Genomic DNA, 21,207 nt, shown 5'->3' on the forward strand with positions numbered 1-21,207 from the left:
GTCCTGCGTGGCAGGACGGACGACGACGGACGGGGCGAGCGCGCGGGCCAGGGCGTCCGACTGACCTGGCCCGCGCGACGCGCACGCGTCACCACCGACGCGTGCCGCCGGGCAACCCCCGCTGCCCGGACGAAGAGGGGACGGGCGACGCCCGTCTCACATGCCGCGCGTGCCGAAGCGGTCGCGGGCGACGGCGTCGCCCTCGCCCGCCGCGGCCGCGGCGAGCTCGCGGCGCACCTCCTCGCGGAGGCGGCCGTGGTTCTGCGGCTCCGGCGCCGCCCCGAGGAGCAGCTTCGTGTACTCGTGCTGCGGGTCGAGGATGACCTGGTCCGACGGCCCGCGCTCGACGACGTTCCCGCGGAACATCACGAGGATCTCGTCGCTGAAGTGCCGCGCCGTCGCGAGGTCGTGCGTGATGTAGAGGACGCCGAGGTTCTCCTCGCGCTGCAGGCGTGCCAGCAGGTTGAGCACCCCGAGCCGGATCGACACGTCGAGCATCGACACGGGCTCGTCCGCGACGAGGAACCGGGAGCCGGGGGCGAGCGCGCGGGCGATCGCGACGCGCTGGCGCTGGCCTCCGGACATCTCGTGCGGACGCTTCTCCGCGAACGTCCCCGGGGGCGTGAGGTTCACGCGCGTGAGGAGCTCGTCGACGGCTGCGTCGAGCTCGGCGGCCGTCTTCGCGCGCCCGTGGATCCGCAGCGGCCGCTCCAGGTGGTGACGGATCGAGTGGAACGGGTTGAGCGACGCGAACGGGTCCTGGAACACCATCTGGACGTCGTGCCGGTACTCGGCCAGGCCACGGCCACGCCGGGCGGACGGGACGCCGTCGAGCAGGATGTCGCCGGACGTCGGCGTCTCGAGCTTCGCGATCATCCGCGCGACGGTCGACTTCCCGGAACCCGACTCACCGACGATGGCGATCGTCTTGCCCGGCTCGAGCGTGAACGACACGTCGTTCACCGCACGCAGCCGCGACCGCTTCCACCCGTTGCGGATGACGAAGTCCTTGGTGAGGTTCCGGATCTCGAGCGTGCCCATCAGGCCACCCCTCCCGTGCTGTCGGCGGTGTCCTCGCCGGACCGGACGAACCCGCCACGGTCGCCCGTCAGGCTCGGGAACGACCCGAGCAGGCGGCGCGTGTACTCGTGCGCGGGCGCGTTGTAGATCTCCTCGGCCGTGTTGAGCTCGACGATCTCGCCGCGGAGCATGACCGCGATCCGGTCGCTGATCTCCAGCAGCAGCGGCAGGTCGTGCGTGATGAAGACGACGGCGAAGTCGAACTGCTCGCGGAGCCGCATGATCTCGCGCAGGATGCCGCGCTGGACGACGACGTCGAGCGCCGTCGTCGGCTCGTCCATGATCATGACCTGCGGCTGGAGCGCGAGGGCCATCGCGATCATGACGCGCTGGCGCATGCCGCCGGAGAGCTCGTGCGCGTAGCTGTCGAGCCGGTTCGGGTCGACCCCGACGAGCTCCAGCAGCTCACGGCTGCGCTCGAGCTTGGCCTTCGCGGACATCCCCGGGCGGTGCGTCGCGAAGACGTCGAACAGCTGGGCCTTGATGCTGATCACGGGGTTGAGGGAGTTCATCGCCCCCTGGAAGACCATCGAGACCTTGTCCCAGCGGAACGCCCGCAGCGAGTCCCCGGACAGGGCGGCGACGTCGATGTCGTCGCCGTCCTTGTCGTGGAGGACGATCTCCCCGCTCGTGCGCAGCGCCGGCGGCTTGAGGAGCTGGTTGAGCCCGTACGCGAGGGTCGTCTTGCCGCAGCCGGACTCGCCCGCGAGGCCGAGGATCTCGCCTCGATGCAGGGTCAGGGACACGTCCTTCACGGCCTGCACGACCGGGTTCACCTGGTACTCGATCGAGACGTTCCGCGCCGTGAGCACGGGGACCGCACCGGGCGGGGCCCCGAAGTCGCCCGCAGGCTTCGCGGTGAGGGTCGGTGCGCTCATGACTGGACCTTCTCGTCGTCGCGGGCGGGGGTGTCGGCCGCGGTGCCCGCCGTGCCGGCCTTGGCGGTGCTCGGCGCGGTCGCCGCCTGGAGCTTCGCACGCTGCTTGCGCGCGAGGCGGACGTTCTTGACCGCGGCAGGGGCCGTCCGCAGCTTGGGGTTGATGATCTCGTCGATGCTGAAGTTGATGAGGGCGAGCCCGCAGCCGAACAGCGCGATGAGGAGGCCCGGCGGGACGAACCACCACCAGCGCCCGTACGCCATCGCGTTCTGCGTGCTGGCCTCGTTGAGGATGGTGCCCCACGTCACCGACCCGGACGGCCCGAGGCCGAGGTACGAGAGGCCGGCCTCGCTGAGGATCGCGAGGAGCACGGCGCCCAGGAAGTTCGCGGTGAGCAGCGGCAGGAGGTTCGGCAGGATCTCGACGAGGACGATGCGCGGCGCCTTCTCGCCCGCGACCTTGGCTGCGTAGACGTAGTCGCGGCTGCGCAGGGACCGGGCCTGTGCCCGTAGCACGATCGCCGCCCCCGCCCACCCGGTGATGCCGAGGATCAGGGCGACGAGGAAGAGCGAGCGGGACTCGAGGTAGGCGGAGATCACGATGATCAGGGGGAGCCCGGGGATCACGAGCATGATGTTCGTGACGAAGGACAGGATCTCGTTGGTCCAGCCCCCGACGTAGCCGGCGATGATGCCGAACAGGAGCGAGAGGACCATCGCGATCACGCCCGCGAGCAGTCCCACCGTGAGGGAGCCGAGGCCGCCGTGCGCGACCTGGGCGAAGATGTCGACGCCGATGTTGTTCGTGCCGAGCAGGTGCTCGGTGCTCGGCGGCAGGTACGCCGGGTTCGACGTCGCCCGCGGGCTCTGGCTGAACAGCGGCGCCACGACGGAGAAGAGCACGATCCCGAGCGTCAGCACGAGGCCGACGACGAGCTTGCCCGAACGGCGCGGGAGCATCGCCCGGATGCCGCGCTTCGGCGCGGTGCTCTGTGGGACGGGCTCGCCCGCGACGACGGCCTCGGGCGGGGCGATGGGCACGTCCGGCACGATGCCGGCGGTCCGGTTCTCGGGCGGCAGGCCGTCCACCACCACGGAGGCGGCAGGAGCGGCGTCGGCCGCGGGAGTCACGGTCTCGGCGTCACGGGTGGGGTCAGCCATTGTTCCGCGTCCTCGGGTCGATGATGCCGTTGATCAGGTCCATGAGGAAGTTCGCCGCGAGCACCACGACGGTGATCACGAGGAAGGCGCCCTGCATGAGCGCGTAGTCCTTCGCCTGGACCGCGGTGAAGAGTAGCTTGCCGATGCCGGGGTAGCTGAAGGCCTGCTCCATGACCACCGACCCGGCGACGACGAAGCCGAGCGCGATGCCGAAGCCCGTGACCGACGGCAGGACCGCGTTCCGCGTCGCGTACGTCAGCGCGACCCGGAAGGGGCGCAGGCCCTTGGCCTCGGCCGTCGTGACGTAGTCCTCGGCGATCGTCGAGACCATCATGTTGCGCATCCCGAGGAGCCAGCCGCCCATCGCCGACAGGATGATCGTCACGGCCGGGAGCGTGCCGTGGTAGATCACGCTGCCCACGAAGTCCCACGACCACTCGGGACCGCTGTCGAACTCGAAGATGTCGTACGCGCCCACGATGGGGAACCAGCCGAGCGACACCGAGAAGATCGAGATGAGGACCAGGGCGAGCCAGAAGTACGGCACCGCCTGGAGGAAGGTCGACGCGGGGATGATGTGGTCGACCCACGTACCGCGCTTCCACCCGACCCATGCGCCGAGGCCGACGCCGAGGAGGAACGCGATGATCGTCGCCAGCCCGACGAGGCCCACCGTCCAGGGGAGGGCCTCGCCGAGCAGCTGGCTGACGGGTGCCGGGAAGTACAGGACCGACGTACCGAGATCACCTGTGAAGATGTTCTTCCAGTACGTGAGGTACTGCTCCCACAGCGAGGCGTCGTCACTGCCGAAGAGGATGTCGACACTCTGGATGAGGCCCGGAGTCAGCTCACCGTTCTTCCGGAGCAGGGTGTCGAGGTAGATCTGCTTGGGATCACCGGGGATGGCCCGCGGGAGAAGGAAGTTGAGCGAGACGGCGGCCCAGAAGGTGACCACGTAGAACGCGATCCGCCGTGCGTAGTACCTCATTGAACCGACTCCTCGTTCACCCGAGCTCCTCTTCGGCAGTGCGACATCAGCTCGCGGGCTTGAGCTGGGAGAGGATCACGCCGTTGCTGATCGTGGCCCACGACGGCGGGAAGGCGTACATGTCGTCCTCCGACGGCCAGCCGGTGTAGTCCTTCGTGTTGACGAACGACATGGTCGGGTGCACGACGAGGGCGATGTAGGGGAGGTCGCGGGCGATCTCCTTCTGCACCGTGGCGTACGCGGCCTTCTTCGTGTCCTCGTCGTTGGTGCCGGCGGCGGTGGCCACGGCCTCGTCGACGAGCGGGTTCGAGTAGCGCGGGAAGTTGAAGCGGCCGGCCTCGATGGTCTCGCCCACCGGCGTCGTGTACTCGGTCGTGAGCCACTGGCGGTAGATGGCGAACGGGTCGTCGAGCGACGTGCCCGTGATGCCGCTGATCATCATCTGGTAGTTGCCGCTGGTCCGGGCGTCGGACATCTCCTGCTGCGTGATCTTCACGTGGTTGATCTGCACGCCCGCCTCGAGCGCCTGCTGCGCGATGAGGTCACCCGCCGCGTTGTGGTCGCTCCAGCCGTCGACCGAGATGAGGTCGACCGAGAGCTTCTGGCCGTCCTTCTCGAAGATGCCGTCAGCACCCTTGGTGTAGCCCGCCGCCTCGAGGACCTTGGCCGCCTCGGCCGGGTCGCCCTCCTGCGGGCTCTCCTTCTCGATCTCGGAGGAGATCCAGCGGTCGTCACGACCGACGAGCGCGAGCGACGGCGACGCGACGGCCGCGTGGCCCGAGAACGCCTTCTCGTTGATCTCGCCGCGGTCGACGAGCAGGTTGACCGCCTGGCGGACGGCGAGGTCCGTCTGCGGGCCCGCGCAGCCGAGCGCCGCGTTCGAGCACGACATGATCGTGGTCGGGTCCTGCGGGGTGTTGAGCAGCGAGACCTGGCCGCCGCCGGTGACCGCCTCCGGGTCCGCGATGAACATCGTGGTCCAGTCGATCTTGCCGGTGGCGAGGAGGTCCTGGGCGCTCTGGTTCTTGTCGAGCGCGAGGAAGCGGACCTTCCCGAGGCTCGGCTCGCCGCCCCAGTAGTCCTCGTTCGGGACGACGGTGTAGGTCGCGTTCGTGATGGTGTCGAGCGTGAACGGCCCGGTGCCCACCGGCTCGTCGTTCGTGAACGTGATGAGGTCCGACACCTCCTTGAAGAGGTGCTCGGGGACCATGAGCGTGGTGCCGAGGATCTGCACGGCGCTCGTGAACTGCGCGCCGTTGAACGTGAACTTGACGGTCGACTCGTCGACCTTCTCGATCGTGTTCAGGTAGTCGCGCTTCGCCGCGTCGTTGGTGTACGAGAAGATGACGTCCTCGACCGTGAAGTCCTCGCCGTCGGACCACTTCACGCCCTCGCGGATCTTGACGGTCAGCTCGGTGCCGTCCTCGCTCCACTCGTAGGACTCGCCCAGGCGGGGCGTCGGGTCGCCGGCCTCGGCGCGGTTGTAGAAGAACAGCGGCTCGTAGATGCCACCGTTCGTCACGTGCAGCGGGTTGGGCGCGTACGGGTTGAAGTTCGCGACCATGGGCGTCTGGGTGCCGGCCCAGACGTTGAGGACACGGGCCTCACCGCCGTTGCCCTCACCCTCGCCATCGCCCCCGCCGGTGCAGGCGCTCGCGAGCAGCGAGACGCCCGTCACGAGTGCCGCGGCCGTGAGCAGACGCTTGCGCGCCGTGCTTCGAATCATCTTCGGTCCTTTCGCATGGACGACGCGTCCTCACGTCGTACTTCGGCGCCCGCAGGCGTGTGGCAGGAACACTAACTAATAGCCACCGGCCCTCCTACGAATACGACAGGAAAGTTACCTAACTGAGACATCGATACCAGGATCGCGCGCGACGGGCTCGGCCGGACCCCGTGGAACGGGGTCCGGCCGGGGTGCCGAGGACGGTCAGGAGGGGGTGGGGCGGCCCGTGGCCGGTCCCGGCGCAGCGGGTCGTGCGGGGCGCAGCGCGTCGCACGGGCGCAGCAGGCCGCGCTGGCGGGAGCGGTCGGGGACGGGGTCGGCGGCGGGACGGCGGCAGCGCCGGCGGCGAGCCGGGAGCGGGGTCAGCGAGCGGCGTCCAGCGCGGCACGCGCGGCCCGCGCGACCTCGGGGTCGGTGACCTCGTAGCCGGCGTCGCCGCCGCCCCCCGGCCCCGCGTCGTCCGCGACGACGCGCTTGGCCGAGAGGTGCACGGCGTCGACGCCCGCGGCCACCAGGGCCCCGACGTCCTGCGGCCGCACTCCCCCGCCGGCCATGACCTGCACACGCCCGCCGAGCGCGTCGCGCGCGTGCGCCGCCATGGCGCGCAGCCGGTCGGTGCCGTCGATGCTGCGCGACGCACCGCCCGACGTGAGCACGCGCACGACCCCGGCCCCGGAGAGCGCGTCGAGCGCGGCGAGCGGGTCGGCGACGACGTCGACGGCGCGGTGGAACGTGACCTCGCGCCCGTCGGCGGCGTCCACGAGGGCGCGGACGGCGCCGACGTCGACCAGGCCGTCCGGGGTGAGCGCACCCACGACGACGCCGCGCGCCCCGGCCGCCACCGCGGCCCGGACGTCGCGCACCTGGACGTCGAGGTCGGTGGGCGTGAGGACGAAGCCGCCCGGGCGCGGGCGCACGAGCACGTGCACCTCGACGCGCGGCCCCGGACCGTCGGCCTCCGCTGCGGCGGCGACCGCGGCCTCGACGAGCCCGGCGCTGGGCGTGAGCCCGCCCGTCGCGCCGAGCCCGACGCACAGCTCGACCCGGTGCGCACGCACGGCCGCGGCCACGCGGACGCCGTCGGGGTCCTGGACCGCGAGCTCGAGGGCCACGTCGCGGGCCGCGGGCGCCGCGCCCCCCTCGGGGTGGGTGGTCGTCATGGCGCTCTCCCGTCGTCCGGTCCGGCGGCCGTCGCGTCGCGCGACCCGCACGACGGCGGCCGTCGGCCAGGGTAGACGACTCCGGGCGCGGGCCGGGCGCGGGAGCTCAGGCCGGCGTCGGCCGTCCCGTGGCGACGGCGGCGAGGCACGCGGACCGCAGGGTCGCGGCCACCTCGTCGGGGTCGCCGAGGTAGCCCGCGACCATGGCGCCGTCGCGCAGCATCATGAGCTGCGCCGCGGTCGCGTCGGCGTCCGTGACGCCGACCGCGGCGGCGAGGCGGGCGAACACGTCCCGCGTCCAGCGCCGGTGGCGGTCCACGACGACGCGCACCGGGTCCTGCGGGTCGGGTGTCTCCGCCGCGGCGTTGATGAACGGGCAGCCGCGGAAGCCCGGCACGCAGCTCACGGCGCCGATGGCGCCCGCGAGGGCGCTCAGGGCGTCGAGCGGCTCGGCGTCGCGGAGCGACTCGTCGACGACGGCGCGGTCGCGTGCGGCCTGCGCCTCGAGGTAGGCGACGACGAGGTCGGACTTCGTGCGGAAGTGGCGGTAGAACGTCACCTTGGTGATGCCGACCTGCTCGATGACGCGGTCGGCGCTCGTCGCTCGGATGCCCTGGGCGTAGAAGAGCGCCGAGGCTGCCTCGAGGATGCGGCGGCGCGTGTCGGCCGCGGTGCCGCGGCCCGTCGCCCCGGGCGTCGGCGAATCGTCGACCATGCCCCCTCCTTGTCTCCGCCCTTGCGCGCGGTCGGCCGCCAGTCTAGGTTCTCCGATGTAGACGTACTAGTAACTCTACTTCGATCCCACTCTCGAGAGGCACCTCATGGCTGACACCCTCTACACCGCCGTGGCCACCGCGACCGGCGACGGTCGCGCCGGAGGCCGCGCCGTGTCCGACGACGGCCAGCTCGACGTCACGCTCGCCGTCCCGCGCCAGATGGGCGGCCCCGGTGGCGGGACGAACCCGGAGCAGCTGTTCGCAGCCGGGTGGTCGTCATGCTTCCACTCGGCGCTGAAGATGGTCGCGGCGCAGCGCAAGGTCCCCGTGGCCGACTCCGCCGTCGTCGCCGAGGTCGACCTCGTCCCGACCGGCGACGGCGGCTTCTCGCTCGGCGCGACGCTGCACGTCGAGCTCGGGGGCGGCGTCACCCAGGACGTCGCCGAGGAGCTCGCGGAGGCCGCGCACGCCGTCTGCCCGTACTCGCTCGCGACCCGGGGCAACATCCCGGTCACCGTCCGCACGACGGTCGCGTAGGGCACCCCTCGGCACGACCGCCGGGGCCGGCTGGCGGAGCGGTCCGCGGGTCGGCCCGGCCGTCAGTCCAGGCAGAACTCGTTGCCCTCGACGTCCTGCATGACGATGCAGGACTCGTTCTCCTCGTCGGCGACCATCACGCGCACGCACGTCGCGCCGAGCGCGACGAGCCGGTCGCGCTCGGCCTCGAGCGCGGCGAGGCGCTCGGCGCCCACGAGCCCGGTGCCGGCACGCACGTCGAGGTGCACGCGGTTCTTGACGACCTTGCCCTCGGGAACACGCTGGAAGTACAGGCGCGGACCGGCCCCGGTGGGGTCGCTGCACGCGGACCACGCGTCCCGCTCTGTGGCCGGGAGGGAGGCCTCGGCGTCGTCCCAGGTGCTGAAGCCCTCCGGGGGCGGCGCCGGGACGTAGCCCAGCACCTCGCACCAGAACCGGGCGACGCGCCGTGGCTGCGCGCAGTCGAACGTGACCTGGACCTGCCTGACCGTCGCCATCCGGCCACCCTAGGCGCCCGACCCTTCTCGGCCGGAGGGCTTTTCACGGGCGCACGACGGCCGCCGATGCCACCGCTCTGCGCGGGGCACCGACGGCCGTCGTCGTGCGGCTCGGGTCAGATGACGCCGAGCGCGAGGATCGCGTCGGCGACCTTGGTGAAGCCCGCGATGTTGGCGCCGAGCACGTAGTTGCCGGGCGTGCCGTACTCGTCGGCCGTCTCGACGCAGCGGTCGTGGATGCCCGCCATGATCTGCGCGAGGCGGTCCTCCGTGTACTCGAAGGACCACGCGTCGCGCGACGCGTTCTGCTGCATCTCGAGGGCCGACGTCGCGACGCCGCCCGCGTTGGCTGCCTTGCCCGGCGCGAAGAGGACGCCCGCCTCCTGGAGCAGCGCGACGGCGCTCGGCGTCGTGGGCATGTTGGCGCCCTCCGCGACCGCGACGACGCCGTTCGCGACGAGCTGCTTGGCCGCCGCCTCGTCGAGCTCGTTCTGCGTCGCGCACGGGAGCGCGACGTCGCACGGCACGTCCCAGATGGACCCGTCGGTGACGACGCGGGCCCCGGGGCGGCGCGCGGCGTAGTCGGCGACGCGCCCGCGCTCGACCTCCTTGATCTGGCGCAGGAGCTCGAGGTCGACCCCGGCCTCGTCGACGACGTACCCCGACGAGTCGGAGAACGCGACCACGTTCGCGCCGAGCTGCTGCGCCTTGGCCGTCGCGTAGATCGCGACGTTGCCCGAGCCCGAGACGACGACGCGGCGCCCGTCGAGCTCCTGCCCGCGCGTCTCCAGCATGTTCTGCGCGAAGAGGACCGTGCCGTAGCCCGTGGCCTCCGTGCGGACGAGCGAGCCGCCCCACGAGATGCCCTTGCCCGTGAGGACGCCGGACTCGTACCGGTTGGTGATGCGCTTGTACTGCCCGAAGAGGTAGCCGATCTCGCGGCCGCCCACGCCGATGTCGCCCGCGGGGACGTCCGTGTTCTCGCCGATGTGCCGGTAGAGCTCCGTCATGAACGACTGGCAGAACCGCATGACCTCGCCGTCGGACCGCCCGCGCGGGTCGAAGTCGGAGCCGCCCTTGCCGCCGCCGATGGGCATGCCCGTGAGCGAGTTCTTGAAGATCTGCTCGAAGCCGAGGAACTTCACGATGCCCAGGTAGACCGACGGGTGGAACCGCAGGCCGCCCTTGTACGGGCCGAGCGCGGAGTTGAACTCGACGCGGAAGCCGCGGTTGATCTGCACGCGCCCGGTGTCGTCCACCCACGGGACCCGGAAGATGATCTGGCGCTCCGGCTCGCACACGCGCTCGAGGACGGCGGCCTCGACGTAGCGCGGGTGCTTGCGCAGCACGGGGCCGAGCGAGTCGAAGACCTCGCGCACGGCCTGGTGGAACTCGGCCTCGCCGGGGTTGCGACGCAGGACCTCGTCGTAGACGGACTGCAGTCGGCTGTCCATGGGTACTCCTCGTCTGACGCGGGCGGAACTCCTGCTGACGGTACGCCTGTGCCAGAAGCTCCCGTCACACCGTCTCACTCCGCGCGCACCGGGACGGGCGGCCGCAGGGCAGGAGCGACCGCACGGGGCGGCACAGGAGTCGCCGACGACGACACATCCGTCCACCCACTGAGAAACCCTACCGATCCGGTGCGGTTTCACGGGGCGGTTGCTATACCCGTCCCCAGGTCACGAGCGCCAGCGCGAAGCCCCGGCTCGCTGGCCGGCAACCCCCTGTCACGGCGGGGTGCTCCGGGAGATGACCAGGCCGGGCCCGGCCTGCCCCGCCACCGGCGGGGACGGCCCGCACGGCAAGCGTGATCGACGACTACTGCGAGGTGCACATGACCCACCACCCCACCCACCCGACGGTGCTCGCCGTCTCGGGCAACCCGCGGCCCGGCTCGCGCACGCTCGGCGCCGCCGAGACGGTCGCGCGCCGCGTCGCCGACCTCCTCGGCGCGGACGACGTCGCCACGGTCGACCTGGCGTCGCTCGCCGGCGAGGTGCTCGCCGCCGACCACCCGGCGGCCGACGCCGCCCGTGAGCAGCTCGCCCGGGCGACCGTCGCCGTCGTGGCGACGCCGGTCTACAAGGCGTCCTACACCGGGCTGCTGAAGGCCTTCCTCGACCTCTACGGCCCCGACGGGCTCGCGGGCGTCGTCGTGGTTCCGCTCGTCGTGTCCGGGAACCCGGCGCACGCGCTCGTCGGGGAGGTGCACCTGCGACCCGTGCTCGTCGAGCTCGGCGCCGTCGTCCCGACCCGGTCGCTCACGGTCACCGAGCCGCAGCTCGCGGACCTGGGACCGGTCGTGGACGCGTGGCTCGCGCGCGCGGGCGACGCCCTGCGCCGCGCCACGGCGCAGCTCCCCCCGGCGGAGGACCGCCCGTCGGCCCGCACCGACGCAGCCGTCGCCGACGCGTTCGCGGGGGTGGCCCGATGACCGCCGAGCTCACCCACCTGGAGGCCCTCCTGGCCGAGCAGGACGAGCCCCAGCTCTCCCCCGACGAGTACAAGGCCGTGTTCCGCGGCCACCCCGCGGGCGTCGCCGTCGTCGCGCTCGAGCACGGCGACCGCCTCGTCGGCTTCACCGCGACGTCGGTCATCTCCGTCTCGGCCGCGCCCCCGCTGCTCGCGTTCTCGCTCGCGTCCACGTCGTCGTCGTGGCCCGCGGTCTCGACGGCGCGCACGCTGACCGTGAGCTTCCTCGCGGACCACCAGGACGACATCTCGGCCCGGTTCGCGACGAGCGGCATCGACCGGTTCGCGGACGGCGGCTGGTCGCGCCTGCCGACGGGCGAGCCCGTGATCGACGGCGCGCTGTCGTGGGTGCGCGGGCGGGTCGTCCAGCGCACCCCGGTGGGCGACTCCTACCTCGTCTCGCTGCGCGCGCTCGCGTCGAGCGTCGGCGCCGCGCCCGGGGCGTCGCGGGAGGCGGCGGCGTCGCCGCTCGTCTACCACGACCGCACCTACCACCGGATCGGCGACCACTCCGCGCTCTGAGCACACGGACGGGCGAGGGGCCCGACGGCGGAGGTCCCGCCGTCGGGCCCCTCGCCCGTCCCGTGCCGCCCCTCACGGGTGGTCCGTCACCAGCTCCAGCCGCGCGCGCTGAGCTCGAGCTCCTCGCGGAACCGCTCGTCGTCGCCGGTGCGGAAGCCCGCGCGCAGGGGCGCGTCCGCGACCGGGAGCCCCGTGAGCCGACAGGCCTCGCGCAGCAGCGCGTCGTAGGCGCCCTGGACCGCGAGGTAGTGGTGGGCGCGCGCGTAGACGTCCGGGTCGGCCTCGATGCGCCGGAGCTCCGCGGCGAGCGCGGTGAGCCGCACCTGGAGCGCGAGCGTCGTGAGCGGGTCCGGGGCCGCGGCGGCACGACGGCGCCCGCCCGTCCGGTGGCTCGGAGGCCGCCCGGCCCGGCGCAGCACCCACCACGCGGCGGCGGCCGTGCACGCCGTCGCGCACCAGATCATGAGCAGCCACGACATCGGAGCCGACCTCTGCGCGGGGAGACCCACAGGACCTCTCCAGTCTAGGTCTCCCCGGCCCCGCGAGGCAGGGTGGGCGGCCCCCTGTCCTCGCCGCCGCCCGCGCGGCGGGTCAGCCGTCGAGGAGGTCCGGCTGCGGGTGCCGCACGCCCTGGACGGCCGCGCGCGGGATCGCCGCGCCGATCGTCGCGACGTCGTCCGGCGTCAGCTCGACCGCGGCCGCCGCGACGTTCTGCTCCAGGTACGCGACGCGCTTCGTCCCCGGGATCGGGACGACGTCGTCGCCCTGCGCGAGGAGCCACGCGAGCGCGAGCTGTGCCGTCGTGACGCCGTGTTCCGCGGCGAGCTGCTCCAGGGAGCGCACGAGGCCGCGGTTGTGCTCGAACGCCTCCCCGGCGTACCGGGCGTGGGCGCGGCGCACGTCGTCCTCCGCGAAGCCGTCGGTGGCGTCCACGGTCCCGGTGAGGATGCCCCGGCCGAGCGGCGAGAAGGGCACGAAGCCGACCCCGAGCTCGCGCAGCGTCGGCAGCACCTCGTCCTCCGGGTCGCGCGTCCACAGCGAGTACTCGCTCTGCACGGCCGTCACGGGGTGCACGGCGTGCGCGCGGCGCACGGTCGCGGCGGACGGCTCCGAGAGACCGATGCCGCGGACCTTCCCGGCCTCCACGAGGCCGGCGAGCGCGCCGACCGTGTCCTCGATCGGCACCTGGGGGTCGACACGGTGCAGGTAGTACAGGTCGAGGCGGTCGGTGCCGAGGCGGCGCAGGCTCGCGTCGACCGCGGCACGGACGTACTCGGGGCGGCCGTCGACCGGACGCCCGTCGGGGTGGCCGCCCGCGGGCGGGAGCCCGAACTTCGACGCGAGGACGATCTCGTCCCGGTGCGGCCCGAGGACCCGGCCGAACAGCTCCTCGTTGCGGCCGTGGCCGTAGACGTCGGCCGTGTCGAAGAGGGTCACGCCGAGCTCGAGCGCGCGGCGCAGCACGGCCTCCGCCTCCGCGGCGTCCGCGGGGCCGTAGGCGTCGGTGACGGACATGCCGCCGAACCCGACGGCGGAGACGGCGAGCGCCGCCCCGCCGGTGCCGAGCGTGCGCGACGGGAGGGTGCCGGGGGCGGGGGTCCGGGAGGTGTCGGTCATGGCCCCAGCGGACCACCGCGCGCCGCCGGGGGCAAGGGCGGACGCCGTCCTCTCACCTGGCGAGAGGACGTGACGCGCCGGGCTGCGCGACGCGTCCCGTCGCAGGTCAGGCACGCCTCTCCTTGCTGGCGGGCGCGCGGAATGCCCCCTAGTCTGGAATCGTTCAAGTGAACGGCACCGACGGAAGCCGGGTGACCGCCGCACGATTCCGGGCGACCCCCGAGAGAGCGAGGAGCACCATGTCCGCACCCACCATCCACCGCACGACGGCCCGCTTCGAGGCGTCGGAGAAGCTCCGCGCCCACCTGCAGCGCGTGCTCGTCGCGCTCGTCGACCTGCACGTCCAGAGCAAGCAGGCCCACTGGAACGTCACGGGCCGCGGGTTCCGCGACCTGCACCTCCAGCTCGACGACGTCGTGGACGCCGCGCGCGAGCACAGCGACACCGTCGCCGAGCGCATGCGCGCGCTCCAGGTCGTGCCCGACGGCCGCACCGAGACCGTCGCGACGACGACGGACCTCTCGCCGTACCCGGCCGGCCTCGTGTCGGTCGGCGACACCGTCGACGCGGTCGTCGAGCGCATCGCGCAGACGGTCGAGGTCGTCCGCGCCGTGCACGACGACGTCGACGCCGAGGACCCGACGAGCGCCGACATCCTGCACGAGATCATCGCGGACCTGGAGAAGCAGGCCTGGTTCCTCTCCTCGGAGAACCGCGAGGCCTGACCCGGCCCGCCGCCGCGAGGTAGAACGGCACGTCGCGAGGTAGAGCACGCCGTGTGCTACCTCGCGACGGGCCGTTCTACTTCGCCGTGCGCCCCTGGCGCGCGCGGCGGCCGGGGATGGCCGCGACGAGCTCACGCGTGTACTCCTCCTGCGGGTCGAGCAGGATCTGCTCGGCCGCCCCCTGCTCGACGACGCGCCCGCGGTGCATGACACCGACGTGGTCGGACACCTGCCGCACGACGGCGAGGTCGTGCGAGATGAACAGGTACGCGAGCCCGTGCTCGGCCTGGAGCCGCACGAGCAGCTCGAGGATCTGCGCCTGCACGGACACGTCGAGCGCCGAGACGGGCTCGTCGAGCACGACGAGCGCCGGGTTCAGGGCGAGCGCCCGCGCGATGGCGACGCGCTGCCGCTGCCCGCCCGAGAGCTCGCGCGGTCCCCGGCGGAGCACGTCGGGCGGGAGCGCGACGTCCTCGACGAGCGCACGTGCCCGGTCGGCGCGCTCGGACGGCGAGCCGACCCGGTACGCCCGGAGCGGCTCGGTGACGATCTGCTCGACGGTGAACCGCGGGTCGAGCGACGCGTACGGGGACTGGTAGACCACCTGGAAGCCGCGACGCAGCGACCGCAGCCGCTCGCCGCGCGCCGTCGTGATGTCCTCGCCGGCGAACTCCACCGTGCCCGCGGTGGGCCGCTCGAGCCGGAGGGCGAGGCGCGCCGTCGTGCTCTTGCCCGACCCCGACTCCCCCACGAGCGCGTACGTCTCGCCGCGCCCGACCTCGAGGCTCACGCCGTCCACCGCGACGAGCGTCCGGTGCGACGACCCGCGCGGCAGCGTGAACTCCTTGCGCAGGTCCCGCACCGCGAGGACGGGCGCGCTCGCGGTGTCCGGGCCCGCGGCGTCGGGCACCGCGATCCCCTGGTCGACGGCGCGGCTCGCGACCGCGGCGCGGCTCGCGTCGGCGCGCGGGACGACGCCGTCGCCCCGCACCCCCTCCGGGGTGCCGCCCGCGACGAGGCGCGAGCTCGCGAGGCTCGGCGCCGCCGCGATGAGCTGCTCGGTGTACGGGTGGCGCGGGTCGTGCAGCACCTGCTCGGCGGTGCCCTCCTCGACGACGACCCCCTGCTCGAGGACGACGATCCGGTCGGCGCGGTCCGCCGCGACGCCGAGGTCGTGCGTGATGAGCAGGACGGCGGTGCCGAGGTCGCGCACGAGGCCGTCGAGGTGGTCGAGGATGCGGCGCTGGACCGTCACGTCGAGCGCGCTCGTGGGCTCGTCCGCGACGACGAGGCGCGGCCGGGCCGCGACGGCGATCGCGATGAGCACGCGCTGGCGCATCCCGCCGGAGAGCTGCGACGGGTACTGCCGCGCGCGGGCCTCCGGGTCGTCGATCCCGGCCTGGCGCAGCAGCTCGACCGCACGCTCGCGCGCCTCCTTGCGCCGCGCGAGCCCGTGGATGACGAGCACCTCCGCGACCTGGTCGCCCACGCGCGTGACGGGGTTGAGCGACACCGTCGGGTCCTGCGGCACGAGCCCGACGTCGCGGCCCCGCACCTGCTGCCACTCCTTCTCGGAGAGCCGTCCGACGTCGCGCCCACCGAGGCGGATGGTCCCTGCCGTCACCTCGCCCCCGCGCGCGAGCAGGTGCAGGGCTGCGTGCGCCGTCGTGCTCTTGCCCGACCCGGACTCGCCCACGAGCGCGACGACCTCGCCCGCCCCGACCGTGAGGTCGACGCCGCGCACGGCGGCGTAGGAGCCGCCGTCGCGCGTGCGGTAGGCGACCTCCAGACCGCGGATCTCGAGCGCGGGCGCCTCGCCCGACGTCGGGCCGGGACGCTCCTGGGTGATCGGCGTCGTGGCGGTCATGCGTCCCCTCCGGTCCGTTCCAGGGCCCGCGCGATGCGGTTCGCCGACAGCACGACGGCGACGATCACGAGGCCCGGCATGGTCGTGAGCCACCACGCGGTGGCCAGGTAGTCGCGCCCGCCCGAGACGAGCGACCCCCACTCCGGCGCGGGCGGCGGCGTCCCGTAGCCGAGGAAGCTCAGGGCCGAGATGGCGAGCACGGCCGTGCCGAGCTCGAGCGCGACGAGCGCGAGCACCGGTCCCGTCGAGTTGGGCAGCACGTGGCGCCCCAGCACGCCGTACCAGCGCACCCCCGACGCGCGGGCCGCCTCGACGTACACCGACGTCGAGGTGCGCAGGACCTCGGCCCGCATGACGCGCGCGAACGTCGCGACGCTCGTGATGCCGACGGCGATCGCGACCTTGACCGTCCCGAACCCGAGCGCCGTGATGATCGCGAGCGAGAGCAGGATGCTGGGGATCGCGAGCAGCACGTCGACGAACCGGCCGACGACGTCGTCCACCCACCCGCGCACGAATCCCGCGAGCAGGCCGAGCAGCGACCCGGCGACGAGCCCGACCGCGACCGCGATGACAGTCGCGCCGAGCGAGGCCGACGCGCCGTGGACGACGCGCGCGTACACGTCCCGCCCCAGGTGGTCGGTGCCGAACAGGTGCGCGCCCGACGGCGGCTGCAGCCGGTCCGCGGGCACGCCCGTCAGCGGGTCGTACGACGTGAAGAGCTGCGGGACGACCGCCCACGCCGTGACGAGCAGGACGACGAGCACGGCGACGACCAGCCCGGGACGCCGCACGGCGTACCGCGCCCCGCGCCGCCACCGGCTCGCTGTGCCCCGGGTCCGCACGCGGCCGTGCCGCAGGATCGCGCGCGCGTCCTCGCGGTCCTCGACCTCGATCTCCGCGGGCGTGCGTCCCCCGGGCGCGTCGGCGGGCGGGGCGTCGGGGGCGAGCGCGCCCGACGGCGGCACGTCCGCCACCGCGGCACGGTCCGCGACCCGGGCCTCGTCCCGGAGCACGATGCGCACTCCCGGCCTGGTGCTCATGCGGCCACCGCCTTCTGTCGAGCGTCGATCCGGGGGTCGAGCAGGGGGTAGAGCAGGTCGACCGCGAGCGTGACGACCACGAACACGAGCGCCGAGAGGACGACGACCGCCTGCACCACGGGGATGTCCTGCGCGTCCACCGACGTGACCGTGAGCCGTCCCAGGCCCGCGCGCGAGAACACCGTCTCGGTGACGACCGTGCCGCCGAGCAGCCCGCCCACGACGACCCCCAGCACGGTCAGCGCGGGGATCGCGGCGTTGCGCAGCGCGTGACGGAAGTGCACGCGCGCGCGGCTCGCGCCCTTGGCGCGCGCCGTCTCCACGTACGGCTCGCCGAGGGTCCCGCGCAGGCTCCGCGCGAGCACCTGGGCGAGCGCGGCGCTCGCCGGCACGGCGAGCGTGATCGCCGGCAGCACGAGGCTGATCGCGCCCTGGTTGCCGATCGCGGGGAACAGCGGGAGCTGGAAGGAGAACCACTGCAGCAGGAGGAGGCCCAGCCAGAACGGCGGCAGGGCGACGCCGAGCGGAGGGAGCGACGCGAGCGCGTGGCGCAGCCAGGCCGCGCGCGGGAACGTGCTCGCGATCGCGATGCCGGCGCCCGCCACGACGGCGAGGACGAGCGCCGCGGCCGTGAGCCGGAGCGTCTCCGGGAGCGCCTGGAGCACGAGCTGCGTCGCGGGCGCCCCGGACGCGTACGACGTCCCGAAGTCGAGCCGCAGCGCGTGCCACAGCGCGTCGGCGTACTGCACGAGCACGGGCCGGTCGAGGCCGTACTGGGCGCGCAGGGCGTCGAGCAGCGCGGGGTCCACCTGGTCCGCCTCGCCACCGCCGCTCGCCATGAGCGCGGCCGGGTCGCTGGGCAGCAGGTAGAGGACGAAGAACGAGATGGTGAACGCCGCCCAGAGCACGAACAGGCCCTGCCCGGCGCGACGCAGGACGTACCGGCCCATGGTCGGCCTCCTTCCGTGGGGGATGCCCGCCTGCCCGACGCCGCGGCGTCGGGCAGGCGGGCCCGGCGGGTCAGCCCTGGGTGACCCAGGCGTCGTAGAAGTCGAGGCGCGACGACGCCTCGAACGTCAGGCCGTGGACCGTGTCGGCGGCCGCGATGGTCGTCGAGAGCTCGTAGACCGGGATCGCGTGCCCCTTCTGGACCAGGAGGCGTGACGCCTCCGTGACGAGCCTCTGGCGCTCGGCCGGGTCGGTCGCCGCGGCCGACGCGTCGAGCAGGTCGTCGACCTCCTCCGCGTCGCGCTGGTTGATGTTGCGCGCGTTCGCCGAGAAGATCGTGCGCAGCACGTCCGGGTCGGAGCGCGTGAGGTTGTAGTAGTCGAAGTCGAAGTCGCCGCTCTCCTTGATCGCCTGCGACTCGGCGACGGTCACGTGCTGGAGCTGGAGGTCCACGCCGATCTGCGCGAGCTGCTGCTGGACGAGCTCGAGCGGCTCCGGCACCTGCCAGAACGTCACGGTCGTGGAGAGCTTCTGGCCGTCCTTCTCCCGCACGCCGTCGGCGCCCTCGACCCAGCCCGCGTCGTCGAGGATCTTCTTCGCGCCCTCGGGGTCGTAGGCGAGCTCGTCCGCGACGCTCTCGTAGAGCGGGGTCGAGTGCGACAGGACGCTCGTGGCCGACTCGTCCTGCGCGCTGAGCACGGTGTCCGCGATCTGCTCGCGGTCGATGCCCTGGAGGATCGCCGTCCGCACGGCCTCGTCGCCCGCGAGCGGGCTCGACTCGTTGGGGAAGAGGTTGAACACGACGCCCGGGTTGGCGCGGTACTCGAGCCAGAACCCGTTCCCGTCGAACTGCGGCAGGTCGACGGTCGAGATCGCGGCCGTGGCGTCGATCTGCCCGGACTGCAGGCTGCCGCTGCGCACGCTCGCCTCGGGGATGACCTTGAACGTCACCGTGTCGAGGTAGGCCTCGCCCTGGTGGTCGCTCGCCTCCGAGCCCCACGCGTAGCCCGCGACCTTCTCGAGCACGATCTCCTGGTCCTGCGTGTACGACTTCACGGAGAACGGGCCGGAGCCGACGAACTTCCCGGCGCAGCGGTCCTCGACGCTCAGGTCGGCCGAGGACGGGGCGAGGAGGCCGAGCGAGAACGTCGACGTCGCCTGGAGGAACTGCGCGCTCGGCTCCGCGAAGTCCACCGTGAGGGTCTGCGGGTCGGTGACGGTCGTGCCCTCGTAGCCGACGAGGTACTGCGACCCGAGCGACGCCGTCGCGCCGAGCGCGACGATCGCGTCGAAGTTCGTCTTCACCGACTCGGCGTCGATCGGCGTGCCGTCGGCGTACGTCGCGTCGTCGCGCAGGTGGAACGTGTAGCTCGACGCGTCGTCGTTCACCTCCCAGCTCTCCGCGAGCCACGGCAGGATCTCGCCCGACTCCGGGTCCTGCGCCGTGAGCGACGCGACCGTCTGGCGGGCCGCCGCGATGGCGTCGTTGTTGCCGACCTGCTGCGGGTCGATGCAGTGCGAGTCGACCGTGAGGGCGAACGTCAGGTCGCCGCCCGCCACGGGCTCGCCGGACGGGCTGGGCGACCCGTCGCCGTCGGACGCGCCGGAGCCGCCGCCCGCGCACGCGCTGAGCAGGAGGCCCGTCGCGGCGGCCGCCGCGGCGACGGTCAGGGACCGGCGTCGGTGAGGTGTGGGGATCATGTCGTGCTGCTCTCCTCGTGTGCCGGCTGAGGACCGGCGGTCGTCCGGCGCCGGTGGTCGACCGCGCCGGGCTCAGGGCCGGCGCGGCGGGGGAACCCACCGGGGTGCCGTGCTTACCGCGCGGCGGGAGCCACGCGGTCAGGTCGTTCCCGGAGCACCCCGTCACGTCGAAGGGTTGCTGGTCAGCGAGCCGGGCCTGCGTGCTGACGCTCGTCACCTGGGAGCAGGAAAGACAATCTCGACCAGGTGAGTCAAGTATCGAGACGGCCGTCCCGCCAGACGAACGGTTGTTTCCTGCTCCGCGTCGTCGTGACCCGTCGCCGGGGCTGCCACGAGCACGGCGAGGACCCGCCTCGCCGGGCGAGACGGGCCCCTCCCTCCGGTCCGGCGATCGCTCAGGCCGCGGTGAACCCCGCCGCGCGGCGGGTGTCGGCCGGGCTCCACAGGTCCGTCTTCACCTCGGCCTGCACGACGGGCACGACCTCCTCCGCGAACCGGCGCAGCACGTCCTCCTGCTGCGCCGCGGGGATCAGGTGGTTCACCGAGACGGACTGCAGGTCGTGCCGGTACGAGGCGTGGTAGTCGAGGATCTTCTCCGCCACGCGCTCCGGCGACCCCACGAGCGCGGGCCCGCGCTCGACGGCGTCCTCGACCGTCCGGAAGCTCGGTGCCTTCCCGACGGCGTCCGGCCCGTACCCCCGGCGCGCCGCCGCCGCGACCTGGCCCTCGTAGATCGGGCGGTACTGCTCGATCGCCTCCTCCGTCGTGTCGGCGAGGAACAGCCCGCCCGAGCCCGACCCGACGTACCCGTACGCCGGGTCGTGCCCGTGCGCCGCGTACTGCTCGCGGTAGCGGTCGATGAGCACCTGGTAGTTCTCGCGCGGCTGCAACGCGTTGGCGCTGACGATCGGGTCCCCGTACCGGGCCGCGAGGTCGACCGCGAAGCGCGACGTCGCCGACCCGTGCCAGATCCGGAACGGCCCGGCGAACGGTCGCGGCAGCGTCGTCGCGTGCTCCAGCGCGTGGCGGTGCCGCCCGCTCCAGCTGACGTCCTCCTCCGACAGCAGCAGGCGCAGCAGCTGGTAGTTCTCCTGGAGGTACTCGTACTGCTTGTCGATGTCCAGCCCGAGCAGCGGGTACTGCAGCACCTCGTTGCCCTTGCCGATGACGATCTCCAGCCGCCCGCGGCTCAGCTGGTCGACCGTCGCGAGGTCCTCGGCGACGCGGATCGGGTCGAGCAGCGACAGCACGGTGACGCCCGTGCTCAGCAGGATGCGCGACGTCCGCGCCGCGACCGCGCCGAGGATCACCGTCGGCGCCGACGACAGCACCTCTCCGGCGTGCCGCTCCCCCACCGCGAACGAGTCGAACCCGAGCTCCTCCGCCAGCACCGCCGTCTCCACGACCCGGTTCAACCGGTCGGACGGCGCGACCGCCTCCCCGGTCACGGGGTGGGGCGGGTTGAACACGATGTCGAGTACCTGGAACCGCACGTCCTTCTCCTTGTTGTTCGTCGTCGTCCGGGGGCCGGTACCGGCGCGTTCGGCAGCTCCGGTCGTGTTCGGCA

General features: G+C 73.2%; 20 protein-coding genes and 2 riboswitches. Of the genes, 4 read left to right on the forward strand and 16 right to left on the reverse strand.

Going from position 1 to position 21,207, the window contains the following annotated elements; all coding sequences use genetic code 11:
- Window positions 1–156: 156 nt before the first annotated feature.
- The 7 genes from MT994_RS07405 to MT994_RS07435 form a co-directional block, all read right to left on the reverse strand.
- Complete coding sequence (locus tag MT994_RS07405; protein WP_061268322.1) at window positions 157–1,041, reverse strand: ATP-binding cassette domain-containing protein; 885 nt, start codon at window positions 1,039–1,041, stop codon at window positions 157–159.
- On the reverse strand, window positions 1,041–1,958 hold the full coding sequence (locus tag MT994_RS07410) for an ABC transporter ATP-binding protein (protein ID WP_082774603.1): 918 nt from the start codon (window positions 1,956–1,958) through the stop codon (window positions 1,041–1,043). The genes MT994_RS07405 and MT994_RS07410 overlap by 1 nt, the downstream gene beginning before the upstream one ends.
- Complete coding sequence (locus MT994_RS07415; protein WP_076403547.1) at window positions 1,955–3,118, reverse strand: ABC transporter permease; 1,164 nt, start codon at window positions 3,116–3,118, stop codon at window positions 1,955–1,957. Before MT994_RS07415 ends, MT994_RS07410 begins: the two co-directional genes overlap by 4 nt.
- Window positions 3,111–4,106 carry an ABC transporter permease gene (locus tag MT994_RS07420; RefSeq protein ID WP_061268323.1) on the reverse strand — a complete coding sequence of 332 codons (996 nt, stop codon included), beginning with the start codon at window positions 4,104–4,106 and terminating at the stop codon, window positions 3,111–3,113. The genes MT994_RS07415 and MT994_RS07420 overlap by 8 nt, the downstream gene beginning before the upstream one ends.
- A gap of 46 nt (window positions 4,107–4,152) precedes the next feature.
- Window positions 4,153–5,832, reverse strand: a complete 1,680-nt coding sequence (locus tag MT994_RS07425; RefSeq protein WP_354805739.1) for an ABC transporter substrate-binding protein — start codon at window positions 5,830–5,832, stop codon at window positions 4,153–4,155.
- 362 nt (window positions 5,833–6,194) lie between these two features.
- On the reverse strand, window positions 6,195–6,992 hold the full coding sequence (locus tag MT994_RS07430) for a copper homeostasis protein CutC (protein ID WP_061268325.1): 798 nt from the start codon (window positions 6,990–6,992) through the stop codon (window positions 6,195–6,197).
- A 106-nt stretch (window positions 6,993–7,098) separates the two neighbouring features.
- The gene (locus tag MT994_RS07435; RefSeq protein WP_082774605.1) at window positions 7,099–7,707 is read right to left on the reverse strand and encodes a TetR/AcrR family transcriptional regulator; all 609 of its coding nucleotides are present in this window, start codon (window positions 7,705–7,707) and stop codon (window positions 7,099–7,101) included.
- Between the two features lie 106 nt (window positions 7,708–7,813).
- Here MT994_RS07435 and MT994_RS07440 point away from each other — a divergent pair, with 106 nt between their 5' ends.
- Window positions 7,814–8,245: an organic hydroperoxide resistance protein gene (locus tag MT994_RS07440; protein WP_076403553.1), complete on the forward strand. Its 432-nt coding sequence runs from the start codon at window positions 7,814–7,816 to the stop codon at window positions 8,243–8,245.
- Window positions 8,246–8,307: 62 nt separating this feature from the next.
- Here the strand turns inward: MT994_RS07440 and MT994_RS07445 are convergent, their stop codons facing one another.
- Both MT994_RS07445 and gdhA read right to left on the reverse strand, forming a co-directional pair.
- A complete protein-coding gene (locus tag MT994_RS07445; protein ID WP_076403555.1) occupies window positions 8,308–8,742 on the reverse strand; it encodes a VOC family protein in 435 nt (144 codons plus the stop codon).
- Window positions 8,743–8,858: 116 nt separating this feature from the next.
- Window positions 8,859–10,196: an NADP-specific glutamate dehydrogenase gene (gene gdhA / locus MT994_RS07450; RefSeq protein WP_021482903.1), complete on the reverse strand. Its 1,338-nt coding sequence runs from the start codon at window positions 10,194–10,196 to the stop codon at window positions 8,859–8,861.
- Window positions 10,197–10,422: 226 nt separating this feature from the next.
- Window positions 10,423–10,525, forward strand: a riboswitch (SAM riboswitch).
- Window positions 10,526–10,579: 54 nt separating this feature from the next.
- Here gdhA and MT994_RS07455 point away from each other — a divergent pair.
- Window positions 10,580–11,179 (forward strand): NAD(P)H-dependent oxidoreductase, encoded by a 600-nt coding sequence (locus MT994_RS07455; protein ID WP_163186141.1) that lies wholly within the window; start codon window positions 10,580–10,582, stop codon window positions 11,177–11,179.
- Window positions 11,176–11,739: a flavin reductase family protein gene (locus tag MT994_RS07460; RefSeq protein WP_354805740.1), complete on the forward strand. Its 564-nt coding sequence runs from the start codon at window positions 11,176–11,178 to the stop codon at window positions 11,737–11,739. The genes MT994_RS07455 and MT994_RS07460 overlap by 4 nt, the downstream gene beginning before the upstream one ends.
- An 86-nt stretch (window positions 11,740–11,825) precedes the next feature.
- On the opposite strand, the gene MT994_RS07465 is transcribed toward MT994_RS07460, so the two are convergent.
- Together MT994_RS07465 and MT994_RS07470 are read right to left on the reverse strand one after the other, a co-directional pair.
- Complete coding sequence (locus MT994_RS07465; protein ID WP_228086558.1) at window positions 11,826–12,218, reverse strand: hypothetical protein; 393 nt, start codon at window positions 12,216–12,218, stop codon at window positions 11,826–11,828.
- Between the two features lie 112 nt (window positions 12,219–12,330).
- Entirely contained in the window at window positions 12,331–13,356 is a 1,026-nt protein-coding gene (locus MT994_RS07470; RefSeq protein ID WP_354805741.1) for an aldo/keto reductase, read from the reverse strand.
- 239 nt (window positions 13,357–13,595) lie between these two features.
- Here MT994_RS07470 and MT994_RS07475 point away from each other — a divergent pair, with 239 nt between their 5' ends.
- On the forward strand, window positions 13,596–14,081 hold the full coding sequence (locus MT994_RS07475) for a DNA starvation/stationary phase protection protein (RefSeq protein WP_354805743.1): 486 nt from the start codon (window positions 13,596–13,598) through the stop codon (window positions 14,079–14,081).
- Window positions 14,082–14,157: 76 nt separating this feature from the next.
- Here MT994_RS07475 and MT994_RS07480 read toward each other — a convergent pair whose 3' ends face one another.
- From MT994_RS07480 to MT994_RS07500, 5 genes are all read right to left on the reverse strand, one after another.
- On the reverse strand, window positions 14,158–15,948 hold the full coding sequence (locus tag MT994_RS07480; protein WP_354805744.1) for an ABC transporter ATP-binding protein: 1,791 nt from the start codon (window positions 15,946–15,948) through the stop codon (window positions 14,158–14,160).
- Window positions 15,945–16,991 carry an ABC transporter permease gene (locus tag MT994_RS07485; RefSeq protein ID WP_354805745.1) on the reverse strand — a complete coding sequence of 349 codons (1,047 nt, stop codon included), beginning with the start codon at window positions 16,989–16,991 and terminating at the stop codon, window positions 15,945–15,947. The genes MT994_RS07480 and MT994_RS07485 overlap by 4 nt, the downstream gene beginning before the upstream one ends.
- Complete coding sequence (locus MT994_RS07490; RefSeq protein ID WP_354805746.1) at window positions 16,988–17,941, reverse strand: ABC transporter permease; 954 nt, start codon at window positions 17,939–17,941, stop codon at window positions 16,988–16,990. The genes MT994_RS07485 and MT994_RS07490 overlap by 4 nt, the downstream gene beginning before the upstream one ends.
- A gap of 70 nt (window positions 17,942–18,011) precedes the next feature.
- Window positions 18,012–19,640, reverse strand: a complete 1,629-nt coding sequence (locus MT994_RS07495) for an ABC transporter substrate-binding protein (protein WP_354805748.1) — start codon at window positions 19,638–19,640, stop codon at window positions 18,012–18,014.
- A gap of 104 nt (window positions 19,641–19,744) precedes the next feature.
- Window positions 19,745–19,858: riboswitch (SAM riboswitch) on the reverse strand.
- Between the two features lie 177 nt (window positions 19,859–20,035).
- A complete protein-coding gene (locus MT994_RS07500; RefSeq protein WP_354805749.1) occupies window positions 20,036–21,133 on the reverse strand; it encodes an LLM class flavin-dependent oxidoreductase in 1,098 nt (365 codons plus the stop codon).
- Window positions 21,134–21,207 lie beyond the last annotated feature (74 nt).

Origin of the sequence: Cellulosimicrobium sp. MI9406, assembly GCF_040595865.1 — a bacterium.
GTDB lineage: Bacteria > Actinomycetota > Actinomycetes > Actinomycetales > Cellulomonadaceae > Cellulosimicrobium > Cellulosimicrobium funkei.